The sequence below is a fragment of the Mesorhizobium sp. 43Arga genome, from assembly GCF_053714255.1.
Map to the genome: position 1 here is coordinate 167,687 of NZ_JBSKBO010000011.1, position 15,707 is coordinate 183,393.

Sequence of the window (15,707 nt, forward strand, 5' to 3'; positions counted from 1 at the left end):
TTCCGTGGGGGTGAGGAAATCAGGGTAGCGCCTGGCTCAACTTTCTATCCAAACCTTCTCGAAATGCTGCTCCAGCCCCTGGTGCTGCTCGCAGCCTTCCACGCCCTTGCGATAGGTGCGGTAGACCGAGCGCCAGTAGGGCTGGATGATGATCCCGCTGTCGCGCAGATTCTTCTCGATGCCGGCCATGATCTCTTTGCGCGCCTTGGCGTCGGGCATGGCGAGCGCCTTGTCGAGCAATTCGTCGAATTCCTTGCTCGCATAGGCGCTTTCGTTCCAGGCGGCGCCGGATTTATAAGCCAGCGCCAGCACCTGGACGCCGAGCGGCCGTCCCAGCCATTCGGTGCAGGAGAAGGGATATTTGCTCCAGTCGTTCCAGAAGGTGGCGGCGGGCAGCACGGTGCGCTTGATCTTGAGGCCGGCCTCGCGCATCTGCGCTGATATCGCGTCGCCGGTGCTCTTCTGCCATTCGACGTCGACCGAGATCAGCTCATATTCATGGTCCGGCTTGCCGGAGGCGGCGAGCAGCTTCTTGGCCTCCTCCATATCGCGCTTCGCCGGGCCGATATCGGCATATTCGGGGTGCATCGGGCCGACATGGTGGTTGTCGGCGGGTTTGCCGCGCCCGCCGAGGCCGAGCGCCAGCACCGCTGAGTTGTCGACGGCGAGCTGGGCGGCGCGGCGGACCTTGATGTCGTCATAGGGCGCGTTGCCGATGTTGAAGCGGGCGACGATGGTCGAGCCGGTGGCGATCTCGGAATTCTTCAGCCCCATACTGTCGGTCTGCGCGACGGCGTCGGAGGCGGTTTCGTGGTCGGTGTCGATCTCGCCGGATTCGAAGGCGGACAGCATGGCGTTGGGGTCGGAGCCGTAGTCGATCCACTGGATGCCATCCAGATAGAATTCGCCCTTCCACCAGGGCTTGTCCTTGCGCTTCACCTCCGCACCCGTCTCGGCGTTCCATTTCACCAGCTCGCAGGGGCCGGTGGTGATGGCGAGGGCCTTCATCGGATCGCCGTCGCCTTCATAGGAGCGGTGCATGATCAAAGCGGGATAGTCGGCCATGCCGGCGATCAGCGAAATGTCAGGCTTCGGCAGGTTCAGCTTGATCGTGTGGTCGTCGACCTTCTCGATGCCGCCATCGACCGCCTTCTTGGTGTCGGCATTGACCAGCGCGCCCATGCGCGCGGCGACCGAATTGCCGGCGACGCCCGCCTCGCACCAGCGGGTGAGGTTGTGGACGACATCGTCGGCGTTGAAGGCGTCGCCGTTCGACCAGGTGATGCCCTTGCGCACATGCAGCGTCAGCGTCCTGGCGTCGTCGCTCATCTCCCATTTTTCCAAGAGCCAGGGCTCGAACGAGAAATCGGTGTTCCAGCGCACCAGATATTCGTTGCAGTGGCGGGCGACGTTGGACATTTCGACGCCGTCGAAGGTGCGCGGATCCTTGAAACCCTTGACGTTCATGGCGACGCGCAAGGTGCCGCCCTTCTTCGGCTCGGCCGCGCGGGCCGGCGTCGGGGCGAGGCCGCCCAGCGCCAGCGCGCCGGCGGCGCTGACGCCGAGACCGGCCATCAGCGCCAGATATTCGCGGCGGCTGATGCCGCCGGTTTTGAAATCCTCGGCGACGGGCTTGGCCCGCGGATGCAATTTTCGGTCGGTCAGCATGAATTTCATCGTCGTTCCCTTTGTCGTTGGTGCATGCCGCCCAAAAACGCCGGGGGTTGGGACGTGCACGGAAAGCAGACTCGTCCCGACGAATCGCCAACGCGAGAGCGGCTGCGACCGCCGGGACGCCTTTGCCTGAGGCGGCGATGATAGGGCTGGGTGACATTGCGGAGTGTTCTGGAATCCGCAGGACTTGTGCGCTGCTCCGCAGGGTGAGCGCCGGTTCACGAAGTGAATTCATCGTGCCAGTGGCACGATGAAAGGCAGCGAACGCCGGGACGCTGCGAAGCAGCGGGGACCCGGCCGGCCGCAGCCAACAAAAAAGCCCGGCGCGAGGCCGGGCTTTTCGGAAACGCGGAGGAGAAACCTCAGCTCACCTGAACCTTCGATGCGGCCTGGTCCTCGGCGATCTTCTGCTGGAACATCTGCGCGAAATCGATCGGGTCGAGCATCAGCGGCGGGAAGCCGCCATTGCGGGTCGCCTCGGCGATGATCTGGCGGGCGAAGGGGAACAAAAGCCGCGGGCATTCGATGAACAGGATCGGCAGCATGTGCTCCTGCGGGAAGCCGGAGATGGCGAAGACGCCGCCATAGACCAGCTCGACATTGAACAGCACTTCCTGGTCGAAGGAGGCCTTGGCGTTCAGCGTCAGATTGACGTCGAACTGCTTGTCGGAAAGCGGGTTGGCGTTGACGTTGACGTTGATGGCGATGCCGGGCGCCTTGTCGCGGCCGCGCAGCGAGTTCGGCGCGCCGGGGCTTTCGAAGGACAGGTCCTTCACATACTGGGCGAGCACGTTGAGCGACGGCTGCGCCCCGTTTCCGTTGGCTGCGCCGGTCGGCGCGTCATTGCTGGCCATGAGCCTAATATCCTTTTCCCCTGGGCAGCGTTGCTGACCGAATTGAAATCGGGCGTTCGCTACCATGGTCGGCATGACAAGACAAGGTTTGCCGCCTTGCGACCGGAGCGGACGCAGACTGCATCGAGATTCAGGTCAGGCCGAGGCGAAAAGGGTGGTTTCCGAGAACCGGAGCGGAGCGTACTTGACGTACGTGAGCACCGGAAGCGCAGGAAGCCGCCCTTTGCAGACCGGCATCACCTGAATATCGGTGCAGTCTCAGTCGTCCTTCAGCCGCCGCCACGGCGAATTATGATCCGGGCCGCGCTTGAGATCGTCCTCGCGCGAATAGTCGCCGTCTTCGAGGTCGATGACCTTGTCGCGCGGCCTGCGAAAACCGCCCGCCGAGAAATCGGTGGCGACGACGATGCGGCCCTTGAACCGGCGCCAGGCAAGGTCGCGCACCGGCGGCAGGAACAGGAGCAGGCCGATAATGTCCGTGATGAAGCCGGGGATGATCAGCAGGATCGCGGCGACCACGATCATGGCGCCGTGGGCGAGGTGGCGGCTGGGATCATGGCCGGTATCCATCTCGGCGCGCACCCGCGCCATGACGCCGAAACCCTGGTGCCTGAGCAAAAGCACGCCGGCGATGCTCGAGGCCAGCACCAGGCCGACCGTCGCCAGCGCGCCGACCTCGCGGCCGACGATGACGAAGCCGGCGATCTCCATGAGCGGCAAAGCGAGAAGAAAAAGGGGAAGCAGCGAAATGCGCAAGTCTTGCCAACCTTCCGGTCGTTGGTCGTTTCGATTGTTTGCCCTTGGCGGCCAATCGCCGCTGGCACTGAGGCCGTTAGATAGGTATGCCTGCCTTTGATTTGAATGATTGCGCCTTGCGTTCTATATGCTTTGAATGTTGAACGCTATGCGACCGCGGCCTGTTGGCCGGATGGTCCGGCCTAGAGGCAGGGATTGATTGGCGGAAGATATGGGCTTCTTCGACTTCGGCACGATTTTCTTCCTGATCGCGGCGGTGGTGATCTTCTTCCAGCTGCGCAACGTGCTGGGCCGTCGGACCGGTAGCGAGCGGCCGCCCTTCGATCCCTACTCGGCGGCGCGCACCGACAAGGACGCCACGCCGAAGCCGGAAAATGTCGTTTCGCTGCCGCGCAAGCGCCTGCCGGGCGAGCCGGCGCCGGCCGACGCCTATACGGCGATCGACGCCTTCGCCAAGCCCGACACCGACCTCAACAAGGGCCTGCGCGCGATCAAGGACAATGACCCGTCCTTCGACCCGAAGGGCTTCATCGACGGCGCCAAGATGGCCTATGAGATGATCGTCATGGCCTATGCCGACGGCGACCGCAAAACGCTGAAGAACCTTCTGTCGCGCGAAGTGTTCGACGGGTTCGTCGCGGCGATCGGCGAGCGCGAGGCGAAGTCGGAAAAGATCCAGTCCTCCTTCGTCGGCATCGACAAGGCCGACATCGTCTCGGCCGAGATGAAGGGCGGCGAGGCGCATGTCACGCTGCGCATCATCAGCGAGCTGATTTCGGCGACGCGCGACAAGGCCGGCACGGTCATCGATGGCGATCCGGAGACCGTGGCCGAGGTCAAGGATGTCTGGACCTTCGCCCGCGACACGCGCTCGCGCGATCCGAACTGGAAGCTCGTCGCCACCGAAGAAGAAGACTGAGCCCGATGCATGTCGCCCAAAAGTGCGAAGCGGTTTTGGGACAACGACTTGCATCAAGACCACGACCAGAAGCGCGTCGCATGACCGTCTTCAAACACGACGCGCTTTAAGCGGCGGGGCTCCGGTGTCGCTATCGCCTCTCTTCATCGAAAAATCTTTTGACGATCTGCCCGGCTGGGGCGATGACGACGCTGTGCCGGCCTTCGCGGCGTTTCGCCGCTCCGCCTTCCATGTGCCGGTAAAGCCCTATCGCAGCGGCGCGCTCGGCGTCGACTTTGGCGCCTTCGCTGCAGCCTATGCCGAAGCGCGCGGCACTTCGCAGTTGACCGGAGCGGAAGCCCGCGCTTTCTTCGAGCGCCATTTTGTCCCGATGCTGGTCCGGCCCGAGGGTGGCGCCGGCCTCGTCACCGGCTTCTACGAGCCGCAGGTCGAGGCTTCGCCGGTGCGCACGGAGCGCTTCGTCGTGCCACTCACGTCGCGGCCGGCCGATCTCGTCGATGTCGACGACGCCAACCGGCCGCGGGGGATGGATCGCTATCTCGCCTTCGCGCGCCGGACGGCGGATGGACTGGCCGAGTATTTCGACCGTGGCGCGATCGAGCGCGGCGCGCTTGACGGCCAGGGGCTGGAGATCGCCTGGCTGGCCGACAAGGTCGACGCCTTCTTCATCCATGTGCAGGGCGCGGCACGGCTCGCCATGACCGATGGCCGGCTGCGCCGCATCACCTACGCCGCCAAGTCAGGCCAGCGTTTTACCGGCCCTGGCAAGGTGCTGAGCGAGTTGGGCGAAATCCCGCTGGCCGAGGTGACGATGCAGTCGATCCGCGCCTGGTTCAAGGCGCATCCGGAGCGGGTCGACGAGATCCTCTGGCAGAACCGCTCCTATATCTTCTTCCGCGAGGCCGATGTCGAGGACGCCGCGCTCGGCCCGATCGCCGCCGCCAAGGTGCCGCTGACGCCGGGTCGCTCGGTCGCGGTCGACCGGCTGCTGCACACATTCGGCACGCCCTTCTACATCGACGCGCCGACGCTGACCGCTTTCGACGCAAAACCGTTCCGCCGGCTGATGATCGCGCAGGACACCGGCTCGGCCATCACCGGGCCGGCGCGCGGCGATCTGTTCGCCGGTTCGGGCGATGCCGCCGGCGAGATCGCCGGCGTGGTGCGCAACGCCGCCGATTTCTATGCGCTGGTGCCGCGCGCACTGGCCGGGGGCGCAAGATGAGCAAGCGTCCGGACCGGCTGAGCGAAGACGACCGGGTGCTGTGGAACCTGGTGGCGCGCACGGCCAAGCCGCTCAAGGGCAGGGCCTCGGCCGAGATTCCCGACATGGCCATCGAGGTCAAGCCGGCGGCGCCGCAGGCGGCCCAGCCCGCCGCCAATGCGGCGGGTGCGGCGAAGCCGAAGGTGCAGCATGTCACCCACCGGCTCGACGAGCCGACGCTGGACAAACTGTCGAAGGGCCGGCTGCCGATCGAAGGCCGCGTCGACCTGCACGGCATGACGCAGGACGAGGCCTATTCGCTGCTGTTCTCGTTCCTGCACCGGGCGCATGCCGGCGGCATCCGCTATGTGCTGGTCATCACCGGCAAGGGGTCGTCCTCCGGCGGCGATGGCGTGCTGCGGCGCGCCGTGCCGGCCTGGCTGTCGACGCCGGCATTCCGGCCGCTGGTCTCCAGCCATGACCATGCCGCCCGCAACCATGGCGGCGCGGGCGCGCTCTATATCAGGCTGCGGCGGGCGCGCTCATGAGGATCGGGAGGCCGGGCGCATGACGCCGTTCGGCGAGAGGCTGCGGGCGCTCAGACACGAGCGCGGCGTCAGCCAGAAGGACATGGCGGCGGCGATCGGCGTCAGCGCCGCCTATCTGTCGGCGCTCGAGCATGGCCGGCGCGGCGCGCCGACCTGGACGCTGATCCAGAAGATCATCGGCTATTTCAACATCATCTGGGACGATGCCGAGGAACTGGCGCGGCTGGCCGAAGCCTCGCATCCGCGTGTAAAACTCGATACGTCGGGCCTCAATCCCGCCGCCACCGAACTCGCCAATCTCCTGGCCGAGAACATCGAGAAGCTCGACGAAGCGGAACTGCGCCGCATCACCGCCTCGATCCGCGCCGCACTCGGCCGGCTGAAGTAACTGGTTTTACCGGGATTTCGCGGCGACGGCCGGGTGTGTGCCGGAGCGCTAAACAGTGCTCGCCAGCGGCCGCCGGCGGGCCACTGTGGCGGGATCAGGGCTTGCCGGCCGTGCTGCCATTGGGGTTGCCGCCCTTGGTGCCCGGGTTGCCATTGTCGCGATGGTCGCGGCCATTGTTACCGCCGCGCAGGCAGTCCGACGCGCCGGCAGTGCCGCAACAGCGGCCGGCCCAAAGATCATTGAGGTTGGTGTGGACGCAGCTCACCGTCTGGTCGGCCATCGCGGATCCGCCCAGGGCCGACACGGCAGCGAAGGCGAGAAGGGTGTTACGCAGGAAGGCAGTCATTTGAAGTCTCCATGGTTGGGTTTTCGTCGTTCACGGCTGTGTGTCGCCGGGCGGACGGAAATGGTTCACGGAGAGAGGCGAGATTTCTTCGGAGGGATGCGCGGAGGCCATCCTCGCTTTCGTCATCCACGGGCGAAGTGGACGCGCAGACCCGAGGATCCATGCCGCGACCTGCGGGCGCTGCAGCGGTGCAGAATGGAGCGCTGCTTGCATGAAGATGGCGGACGCCTGTTCCTGGGCCGCCGTGTTCTATGTTGGTGTCACGGCATGGATCGAAGCGTTGGGGTGCGCAGCCCCAGGCGGCCGCAGTCCCTACTCCACCGACCCGACCAGCACCTGCTGGCCGCCGCGGATGGAGACCCAGCGGCCGGTGTTGTCGATCGCCTGCCGCTTGAGGTAGCGGTAGCCGGTCTGGTCCCAGGCCTTGACCTTGTCGGTCAAATTGTCGAGCACGTAGTCGCCCTTGTCGGTGCGCACCGTCAGCACGGAATGGCCTTCGCCGTCGGGCTTTCGCACCACGGTGATGAGCAGATCGGCCAGCGAGATGCCCATGTGGGACAGCCGGCGGCGCTTTTCCAGCACGTAGTCCTCGCAATCGCCGACGCCCTTGTCGGGATAGGCCCAGACCTCGTCCTTGCCGTAAATGTCCATGTCGCTCATCGGCTTGACGGCGGCGTTGACCCGGGCGGTGACGCTGGCGAGCTTGCGCATCAGCCCATTGGTCATCCTGGCCGGCGCCAGATTGCTCGGACGGATCGAGCATTCGCCGGGGTGCAGCTTGCAGAAATCATAGTGGCCGATCGGCTGCGAGGTGATGCCCCCGGTCGCCATCGCACCGGCTGCCATTGCCGGCCAGCTTCCCGTGGCTGCCAAGCCGGCCGCAGCTACGCACAAACGCAGCCTTCTCGCCATTGTTGAGGAATTCATTGTCCCCGCTCACCCTGTTGTTAACGAAACGTTAAGGGCGATTGACAGTCCGTGTCAATTACGACGACGGACTGATTTGCGGCATGGTTACCCGCGGGGAGGGACAGCGTCTATTGTGCAACAGAATCGGCCCTGCTGCCGATCTGTCCCGGGATTGCTTACCGCTTGGCGGTGCGGACCAGCTTCGGCTTCACCGCGACGCGGTTCTGGCGGCCGTAGCTGGTGATGAAGTCGACGATGCGCGGCACGATTTCGGAGCGGAAGCGCGAGCCGTTGAAGACGCCATAATGTCCGACCGCCGGCTGCATGTAATGGGCCTTCTTGTCGGCCGGAATGTTGACGCACAGATCCTGCGCCGCCTTGGTCTGGCCCAGGCCCGATATGTCGTCGTTCTCGCCCTCGACCGTGAACAAAGCGACGTTGCGGATGACCGACGTATCGATACGGGCGCCGCGATGCGTCATCTCGCCCTTAGGCAGGGCATGGCGTACGAACACGGTGTCGACGGTCTGCAGGTAGAATTCCGCCGTCAGGTCCATGACAGCCAGGTACTCGTCATAGAAGTCGCGGTGCTTCTCGGCATTGTCGCCGTCATGCTTCACAAGGTGCATGAAGAAGTCCTTGTGGGCGATGATGTGGCGGTCGAGATTCATGCTCATGAAGCCGGACAGCTGCAGGAAGCCCGGATAGACCTCGCGGCCATAGCCCGGCTCCGGCCACGGCGCGCGCATGACGACATTGTCGCGGAACCAGTCGATGCCCTTTTCCTCGGCCAGCAGATTGACCGCGGTCGGGTTGCGGCGCGTGTCGATCGGCCCGCCCATCAGGGTCATGGTCGAGGGTACGAAGGGATCGCCCTTCGCCTCCATCAACGCCACCGCCGCCAGAACCGGCACGGAGGGCTGGCACACCGCCATCACATGGGTGTCGGGCCCGAGCGCGTGGAACATCTCGATGATATAGTCGATATAGTCGTCGAGATCGAAGCCGCCGTCGGCCAGCGGCACCATGCGGGCGTCGACCCAGTCGGTGATGTGGACATCGGCGTAGGGCAGCATGGCTTCCACCGTGCCGCGCAGGAGCGTCGCATAGTGGCCCGACATCGGCGCCACGATCAGAAGCTTCGGATCCGGCTTGCGGCCGGCCGGCACTGCGCGCTCGAAGCGGACGAGATTGCAGAACGGCTTCGACCAGACGGTCTTCTCGATGACCTCGACGCTCTTCCAGTCGACGACGGTCTTGTCGAGGCCGAAGGCGGGCTTGCCGTAGCGGCGCGTGGTGCGCTCGAACAGTTCGGCGCTCGCCGCGACCGAACGGCCCCAGGGCGTGTGCGCAATCGGATTGAGCGGATTGGAATAGAACATCCGCACCGCATCGGCATAGAGCCGGGCCGGCTGCAGCGCCGCATGGTTCAATTCGTAGAGCTGGTAGAACATTGAAAACCCCGCTGCTGCTGCGACCGAAGGGACGACGAGCAGCGCCGAGCCTCAAATGTCTCGTGGCGAGGTTAACAACTAATTGCTGCGATGCAATACGTCACGTGGCGTGACCAATAGTTCTTTCGTTCAAAGCGTTGGAAATCGGGCTTGAACGGCCGAGCCGGCTCAATGTGCGGTGCCGAAATGTGTAGGAAATATGTCCGCTGTCGGACACCAGACCATGATCCCGAAAAGTGGAACCCGCTTTTCGGAAAAAGATCATGGTCCAGGATAATCACATCAAACGCGCGCCATGCAGACCGAGGTATGGCCGGAACCGATGAAGCCGAGCTGGCCGGCGGCGCCCTTCGACAGGTCGAGCACGCGACCCCGGATGAAAGGCCCGCGATCGTTGATGCGCACGATGACGCTGCGGCCATTGTTCTGGTTGGTGACGCGCAATTTGGTGCCGAACGGCAGCGTGCGGTGGGCGGCGGTCAACGCCGACGGGTTCATGCGCTCGCCCGATGCGGTGCGCGAGTGCAGCGCGTACCAGGAAGCACGGCCACACTGGCCGGCGGCGGCGGTTGCCGAAGTGGCCGAAGCGCCGACCACCAGGCCAGCAGCGATCGTTACCGCGACAAGCGCGGTCTGGTTTAGGGTCTTCATATTTGAGGGGTGGCTCCGTTTTTGACAGACCCCAGCCGTTAGGTGCCGAATAAGGCAGGAAATGCGGCAAGCATCTGTCCGTTCCGTGGCGAGATCACACGTTTGGAGTCAGAAGGTAACAGTCTGTCAGGGATTTTCCGGCGCGATTTGAGTCATTTTCGATGATATTCGGACCGATATAGGAGATCGCTTTGACAAGATGCCGGATTAATATCCAAGTAGAATCCGGCGTGATTGGGTCCATTCCTTTGGCTCTTTCATCACGCTGACAGCGTCACGAACGATCGACTTCAAAAGCGAGATCCGTCAATGAGACTGACCAAAAATCTGCTGGCCTTGATTGTGCTGGCTGTCGGCGCGCTGTGGGCGCTGCAAGGCATCGGCGTGGTCGGCGGCAGCTTCATGACCGGCCAGCCGCAATGGCTTTACATCGGTCTCATCGCCATGCTGCTCGGCCTGGCCGGGCTGGTATGGGCGAACCGGTAGGGCTTAGAAGCAGCGACGGAGCGGTGAAGCCGCTCGCCAATAGCGCTGTCGCCGCAGCCCTAACCGAACAGCTGGTCCAGGATCGTGCCTTCGAGGCGGGCGAGTTCGGCGGAGCCGCGCCGGCGCGGCCGGGCCACCGGCACCTCCAGGTCGAGCGCGATCCTGCCGGCTCTGATCACCACCACCCGGTCGGCGAGCGCGACCGCCTCGGCGACATCATGCGTGACCAGCACGGCGGTGAATTTCTGGGCGAGCCAGATGCGCTCCAGCAATTGCTGCATCTCGATGCGGGTCAGCGCGTCGAGCGCGCCGAGCGGCTCGTCGAGCGCCAGGATCTGCGGGTGGCCGACCAGCGCGCGGGCGAGCGCCACGCGCTGCTTCTGGCCGCCGGACAGCACAGAGGGCCATTCGTCGGCGCGGTCGGCGAGGCCAACCTCGCCCAGAATGTCGAGCGCGCGTTGCCTTGCGTCCGCGCCGGCAGCGATGCCGGTCAGCCCGATTTCGACATTTTTCACCACGCTGGCCCAGGGCAGCAGGCGCGGCTCCTGGAACATGAAGCGCGTGCGGCTGTGGCCCTCTTCCTCGGCGCCCAGCGTCAGCGATCCCGATGTCGGCCGGTCGAGCCCGGCCAGCAGCCTGAGCAGCGTGCTCTTGCCGCAGCCGCTCTTGCCGATGACGGCGACGAACTGCCCGGCCGGCACGTCGAGGTCGATGCCGTCGAGCACGACCTTGTCGCCGAAGCGCTTTTCCACGCCCTTGAAGGCGAAGGCGCGGCGGCCTTCGACGGAAATCGCCGGGCGCGCCGGCACTGGTGCTGCGACAAAGGAACGGACGGAAGTCAGGCTGGCGGCCGGCATCGAAACCTCATCCGTTCTGGAAGGCGGGATGCCAGCCGAGCGACAGCCGCTCGAGCAGGCGGGCGAGGCTGTCGGCGAGCTTGCCGAGCAGCGCATAGATCAGGATCGACAGCACGACGACATCGATCAGCAGGAATTCGCGCGCCTGCATGGCCATGTAGCCGAGGCCGGAACTGGCCGAGATGGTCTCGGCGACGATCAGCGTCAGCCACATGATGCCCAAGGCATAGCGCAGGCCGACGAAGATCGCCGGCAGCGCGCCTGGCAGGATGACACGGAAGAACAGGGCGCGCCGGTCCATGCCGTAGACGCGGCCCATCTCGACCAGCTGCGGATCGACGCTCTGTATGCCGAGCAGCGTGTTGACATAGATCGGAAAGAACACGCCCAGCGCCACCAGGAACAGTTTTGCCTCCTCGTCGATGCCGAACCACAGGATGACGAGCGGGATCAGCGCCAGATGCGGAATGTTGCGGATCATCTGCAGCGTGGTGTCGGTCAGGCCCCGGCTGAGCCGCGACAGCCCGTTTGCAAGGCCGAGCGCGAAGCCGATCGAGCCGCCTATGGCAAAGCCGGCGAGCGCGCGCGCCGTCGAAACGCCGATGTTGCGGATCAGCTCGCCCGAAAGCGTCAGCCGCCAGAACGCTTCGGCGACGGCGCTTGGCGCCGGCAGCACATTGGCCGGCACGAGGCCCGCCCGCGATGCGGCTTCCCAGCCGGCGATCACCAGCACCGGCAGTACCCAGCCGATGGCACTTGCGTGGAGGCGCGCGGAAAAGCTCATGAGGAGGCCTGCAGGCGGGCGGCGCCATGGAAGCCGACCGAGAATTCGTTGGCGATGTCGCGATGCGCCCGCTGGCGCCTGGTGCCGAGCCCGAGGCGCGGGAACAGAAGCTCGGCGACGCGGTAGGCTTCCTCGAGATGCGGATAGCCGGAGCCGATGATGGTGTCGATGCCGATCTCCTGGTATTCTCGGATGCGCTCCGTGACCTGCTCCGGCGTGCCGACCAGCGCGGTGCCGGCACCGCCGCGCACCAGGCCGACGCCGGCCCACAGATTGGGCGAAACGACGAGCCTGTCGCGACGGCCGCCATGCAGTTCGGCCATGCGGCGCTGGCCCACCGAATCCATCTGGTTGAGGAAGCGGGCCTGCGCATTCTCGATCTGGGCGTCGGTGACATGGCTGATCAGCCGGTCGGCGGCGCGCCAGGCTTCGTCCTCGGTTTCGCGCACGATGAAATGCAGCCGGATGCCGAAGCGCAGTTTCTTGCCGCGCAGCGCTGCCCTTTTGCGCGCCGAAGCGAGCTTTTCGGCCACCTGCGCCGGCGGCTCGCCCCAGGTGAGGTACATGTCGACGAGGTCGGCGGCGAGCTCCTGCCCGGCATCGGACGAACCGCCGAAATAGAGCGGTGGCCGCTCTTGGCTTGGCAAGAGGTCGAGGCGGCCATCTTCAACGCGGTAATATTTGCCGACGAAATTGACGCGCTCACCCGAGACGAGACCGCGCCAGATGGTCAGGAACTCATGCGCCTGGGCATAGCGTTCGTCATGCGGCAGGAAGACGCCGTCGCCGGCGAGCTCGGTCAGATTGCCGCCGACCACGACATTGAGCAGCAGGCGGCCATTGCTCAGCCGGTCGAGTGCCGCGGTCTGCCGCGCTGCAAAGGTCGGCAGCGTCACGCCGGGCCGCAGCGCCACCAGGAATTTGAGTTTTTCGGTCAGCGTCGCAAGGCCTGTCGCGGTGATCCAGGAATCCTCGCAATTCTGTCCGGTCGGCAGCAGCACGCCGGGAAAACCGAGCCTGTCGACCGCCTGCGCGATCTCCTTGAAATAGCCGAACTCCGGCGGCCGCTGCAGCTCCTCGGAACCGAGATAGGAGCCGTCGCCATGCGTCGGGATGAACCAGAAGAAATCGAGCGGGCTGGCTGGAGCGGTCATGTCTGACGCGGTCACGTGCGGATCTCCCTGGATACAGGCACAAACGGCAATGGCGCCGGGCGGTCTCACCCGGCGCCATCGAGGAAAAAATCAGTTACCGGGCGCTGCCCACACGGCGTCGGAGATACGGACCGCCTTCGGGATCAGACCGAGCTTGTAGAAACGGTCGGCGGTCGCCTGCTGGCTGGCGACGATCTCGTCGGTGATCGGAAAGATGCCGAATTTGCTGCGGTTGGCGGCGATGGTCTGGGCGTCGAGCGGCACACCGGTGACCTCATGCAGCGCCTCGGCCACCTTGTCGCGGTTCTGGTCCGCCCATTTCGCCGCTTCGCCGAGAGCGGCGATGGTGGTGGTGATGATTTCAGGATGCGCCTTGGCGAAATCCTTGTTGGCGAGGAAATAGGTGTTGACCTTGAGCACCTCGCTGGAGCGCGTCAGCACACGCGGCTGGTAGCGTGTTTCGGCAATGGCGAAGAACGGATCCCAGACCGCCCAGGCATCGATCTGGTCGCTGGCGAAGGCGGCCGCCGCATCGGCGGGGCTGAGATAGACCGGCGTGATCTGATCGTAAGGAATGCCGGCCTTCTCCAGCGCCGCCACAAGAAGGTTGTGCGCAGAGGTGCCCTTGCCGACGCCGATGCGCTTGCCCTTGAGGTCGGCAACCGACTGAACCGGCGAGGCCGGCTTGACGAAGATCGCCTCGCCCTCCCCATTGGACGGCAAGGCCGCCGCATAGACGATGTTGGCGCCGGCCGACTGGCCGAAGATCGGCGGCGCGTCGCCGGTCCAGCCGGCGTCGATGGCGCCGACATTGAGCGCCTCGACCAGTGGCGGGCCGGCGGTGAACTCCACCCACTTGACGGCGACGCCCTTGTCGGCGAGCGCCTTCTCGATGACCTGCTGCTGCCGGGCGATCACCGGCAGGCCGGTCTTCTGGTAGCCGATGTTGAGCTGCTTCAGCTCCTGCGCGGCGGCGCCGAACGACAGGCCGATGGTCGCGGCGAGCAGGCCGATGCCGAAGATGCGTCTGGTCAGATTGAACATGGGTCGCTCTCCTTCGCTGTGGATCGGCGCCGGGAAAACGTCCTCGCCGGTTGGGACAAGGCTAGGTAGTTCTATAAATTTAGTAGAGGAATGATTTTGCGAGTTGGCGCCGTGGTGCGGAAATATCTTCTGCGACAACCAGAATTCGTCGTCCGAGAGCGAAGCATCCAGCGCAGCGACGCGGCGCGAGGATGCCGAAGGAACCTTTGGCCAGGACCGCGCGAGGGTCTCCTAGATCGCTTTCACCAGCCGCAGCAGGCCCAGCATCTCGATATAGGTTCCCTTGCGGAAAGCGATGTAGACCGGCTCTTCCTTGCCATGGAAGCGGCGCTTGAATGCCGCCTGGCCCTGCAGGTTGAACCTGCGGCGGTTGACCCATGGCGAAGCGTAGGCGCGCTGGAAAGTGTCGCGCCAGAAATCGCTTTCAGCGAATCCGCTGGGGGTGACGTCGACGAGCGGCGACAGGCCGAGCGTGACCACCGAGATGCCCTCTTCGCGAAACCGGTCGACGGCGAATTTGGTCAGGCCGATCTCGGCGTGCGGCGAGGCATCGATGTGCTTGCGCTTGAAGGCGGTGGTGTAGCCGATCACCTTGCCGTCACGAAACAGCGGATCGAAATCGAGCAGCGCGATCAGCTCGCCATCGGGACCATGCAGGACGAAGCGGCGCATGTCGGTGCCGAGCTGATCGTAGAACGGGCGGTTGAGAAACCCCATCTCCCAACGCTTGACGATGCGGTCGCCGCGCCAGTTCTCGGACAGCCGGGCGATTTCGTCGAGGAATACCGTCCGCTTGTCTTCCTCGAACGAAAAGCCCTTCTTCAAGAGCCAGCGCTCGGAATAGCGCACGGTCTCGTTGCGCTTGCCGGAAAAGTCATGCTCGGGCAGGACGAGGCTTGTGTCGATGCCCAGCCGGTTGACCTTGTAGCCGAGCTCGGCCAGCACGCGCGCGGTCTCCTCGCCGATCTGCACGAACCACGGGTCGCCGGCGGTCTCGACGAAGCGCCTGATATAGTCGGGCCGCTGGGCCGGCGCCGCCACCGGATCGCCAAGCGCGAAATGATGTTTCATCTTGGTGCCGAAGGCGATGTAGCCGTCGGCGTCGCCAAAATAGGAAAGCTTCTGCTGTACGGCAGTCGAATAGGCGAGCGAGAAGTCGCCATGGCGGCGAACCATTGCCAGGCGTTCGACATGCGTCAGCGCCTGGCGCTCGACCTTGGGCGAGGCACGCTCGAGGATTTTGTCGAAATAGATCCGCAAGGAGGGCATGGTCGAGATTCCGCGTGCCGTCTGTGGCGCGACATGCCTTTCGGCACGCCAGACGCGCCACGGCGCCTTGATTTTTCACGAGAAGCCGAAATCGCTGTGGTTTCGAATTCCTGCGTCGGTAACGAGATCCAGCCCCCGGAGCTCGAATCAATCACATTGCCGCGACCTGATTATCGCCGATGCCGTTGATATGCCATATAGGGCTGCATGGTTTCGGACGGAAGCGGGCGTTCCGCGCCATGTCGTTGTTGTTTGGCCGCATTTCCGCGACTGCGATGCTCTGGTGTGCAGCCGTGACCTCGCGCAAGGCCTCGGCAATCGGCACCGATCTGCTGAATGGGCTTGCGCGCGATCAAACGGTTACAGCATCCTGCGAGCTTGTCGGGATGCCGCGGCGGTTGAATGGGTTT

17 protein-coding genes are annotated in these 15,707 nt (G+C 64.7%); 5 read left to right on the top strand and 12 right to left on the bottom strand.

The window, feature by feature from the left end; all coding sequences use genetic code 11:
- Window positions 1–36 precede the first annotated feature (36 nt).
- The 3 genes from ACWGS8_RS30015 to ACWGS8_RS30025 all read right to left on the bottom strand — a co-directional run bounded on the left by ACWGS8_RS30015 (window position 37) and on the right by ACWGS8_RS30025 (window position 3,284).
- Window positions 37–1,677, bottom strand: coding sequence for an ABC transporter substrate-binding protein (locus ACWGS8_RS30015; RefSeq protein ID WP_454584325.1), 1,641 nt, complete (start codon window positions 1,675–1,677; stop codon window positions 37–39).
- Between the two features lie 359 nt (window positions 1,678–2,036).
- On the bottom strand, window positions 2,037–2,528 hold the full coding sequence (gene secB / locus ACWGS8_RS30020; RefSeq protein ID WP_454584326.1) for a protein-export chaperone SecB: 492 nt from the start codon (window positions 2,526–2,528) through the stop codon (window positions 2,037–2,039).
- Window positions 2,529–2,786: 258 nt separating this feature from the next.
- The gene (locus ACWGS8_RS30025) at window positions 2,787–3,284 is read right to left on the bottom strand and encodes an FxsA family protein (protein WP_454584327.1); all 498 of its coding nucleotides are present in this window, start codon (window positions 3,282–3,284) and stop codon (window positions 2,787–2,789) included.
- Window positions 3,285–3,495: 211 nt separating this feature from the next.
- Here ACWGS8_RS30025 and ACWGS8_RS30030 point away from each other — a divergent pair, with 211 nt between their 5' ends.
- The 4 genes from ACWGS8_RS30030 to ACWGS8_RS30045 all read left to right on the top strand — a co-directional run bounded on the left by ACWGS8_RS30030 (window position 3,496) and on the right by ACWGS8_RS30045 (window position 6,343).
- Complete coding sequence (locus tag ACWGS8_RS30030; RefSeq protein ID WP_454584365.1) at window positions 3,496–4,203, top strand: Tim44/TimA family putative adaptor protein; 708 nt, start codon at window positions 3,496–3,498, stop codon at window positions 4,201–4,203.
- Between the two features lie 124 nt (window positions 4,204–4,327).
- Window positions 4,328–5,428, top strand: coding sequence for a murein transglycosylase A (gene mltA / locus ACWGS8_RS30035; RefSeq protein ID WP_454584328.1), 1,101 nt, complete (start codon window positions 4,328–4,330; stop codon window positions 5,426–5,428).
- Window positions 5,425–5,955 (top strand): Smr/MutS family protein, encoded by a 531-nt coding sequence (locus ACWGS8_RS30040; RefSeq protein WP_454584329.1) that lies wholly within the window; start codon window positions 5,425–5,427, stop codon window positions 5,953–5,955. Before mltA ends, ACWGS8_RS30040 begins: the two co-directional genes overlap by 4 nt.
- 19 nt (window positions 5,956–5,974) lie before the next feature.
- Window positions 5,975–6,343: a helix-turn-helix domain-containing protein gene (locus tag ACWGS8_RS30045; RefSeq protein ID WP_010912519.1), complete on the top strand. Its 369-nt coding sequence runs from the start codon at window positions 5,975–5,977 to the stop codon at window positions 6,341–6,343.
- Between the two features lie 94 nt (window positions 6,344–6,437).
- Here ACWGS8_RS30045 and ACWGS8_RS30050 read toward each other — a convergent pair whose 3' ends face one another.
- From ACWGS8_RS30050 to ACWGS8_RS30065, 4 genes are all read right to left on the bottom strand, one after another.
- A complete protein-coding gene (locus tag ACWGS8_RS30050) occupies window positions 6,438–6,689 on the bottom strand; it encodes a hypothetical protein (RefSeq protein WP_454584330.1) in 252 nt (83 codons plus the stop codon).
- A gap of 312 nt (window positions 6,690–7,001) precedes the next feature.
- A complete protein-coding gene (locus ACWGS8_RS30055) occupies window positions 7,002–7,616 on the bottom strand; it encodes a transglutaminase-like cysteine peptidase (protein ID WP_454584331.1) in 615 nt (204 codons plus the stop codon).
- Between the two features lie 158 nt (window positions 7,617–7,774).
- Window positions 7,775–9,052 carry a polyhydroxyalkanoate depolymerase gene (locus ACWGS8_RS30060; protein WP_454584332.1) on the bottom strand — a complete coding sequence of 426 codons (1,278 nt, stop codon included), beginning with the start codon at window positions 9,050–9,052 and terminating at the stop codon, window positions 7,775–7,777.
- A 282-nt stretch (window positions 9,053–9,334) separates the two neighbouring features.
- Window positions 9,335–9,703: a septal ring lytic transglycosylase RlpA family protein gene (locus ACWGS8_RS30065; protein ID WP_454584333.1), complete on the bottom strand. Its 369-nt coding sequence runs from the start codon at window positions 9,701–9,703 to the stop codon at window positions 9,335–9,337.
- A gap of 309 nt (window positions 9,704–10,012) precedes the next feature.
- On the opposite strand from ACWGS8_RS30065, the gene ACWGS8_RS30070 reads away from it, so the two are divergent.
- Entirely contained in the window at window positions 10,013–10,189 is a 177-nt protein-coding gene (locus ACWGS8_RS30070) for a hypothetical protein (RefSeq protein ID WP_454584334.1), read from the top strand.
- A gap of 59 nt (window positions 10,190–10,248) precedes the next feature.
- Here the strand turns inward: ACWGS8_RS30070 and ACWGS8_RS30075 are convergent, their stop codons facing one another.
- From ACWGS8_RS30075 to ACWGS8_RS30095, 5 genes are all read right to left on the bottom strand, one after another.
- Entirely contained in the window at window positions 10,249–11,046 is a 798-nt protein-coding gene (locus ACWGS8_RS30075; RefSeq protein WP_454584335.1) for an ATP-binding cassette domain-containing protein, read from the bottom strand.
- A 7-nt stretch (window positions 11,047–11,053) separates the two neighbouring features.
- Entirely contained in the window at window positions 11,054–11,830 is a 777-nt protein-coding gene (locus ACWGS8_RS30080; RefSeq protein WP_454584336.1) for an ABC transporter permease subunit, read from the bottom strand.
- Window positions 11,827–12,984, bottom strand: coding sequence for an FMNH2-dependent alkanesulfonate monooxygenase (gene ssuD, locus ACWGS8_RS30085; protein ID WP_454584366.1), 1,158 nt, complete (start codon window positions 12,982–12,984; stop codon window positions 11,827–11,829). Before ssuD ends, ACWGS8_RS30080 begins: the two co-directional genes overlap by 4 nt.
- 90 nt (window positions 12,985–13,074) lie before the next feature.
- Entirely contained in the window at window positions 13,075–14,028 is a 954-nt protein-coding gene (locus tag ACWGS8_RS30090; RefSeq protein WP_454584337.1) for a sulfonate ABC transporter substrate-binding protein, read from the bottom strand.
- 231 nt (window positions 14,029–14,259) lie between these two features.
- Window positions 14,260–15,297 carry a phosphatidylglycerol lysyltransferase domain-containing protein gene (locus tag ACWGS8_RS30095; protein WP_454584338.1) on the bottom strand — a complete coding sequence of 346 codons (1,038 nt, stop codon included), beginning with the start codon at window positions 15,295–15,297 and terminating at the stop codon, window positions 14,260–14,262.
- Between the last annotated feature and the right edge of the window lie 410 nt (window positions 15,298–15,707).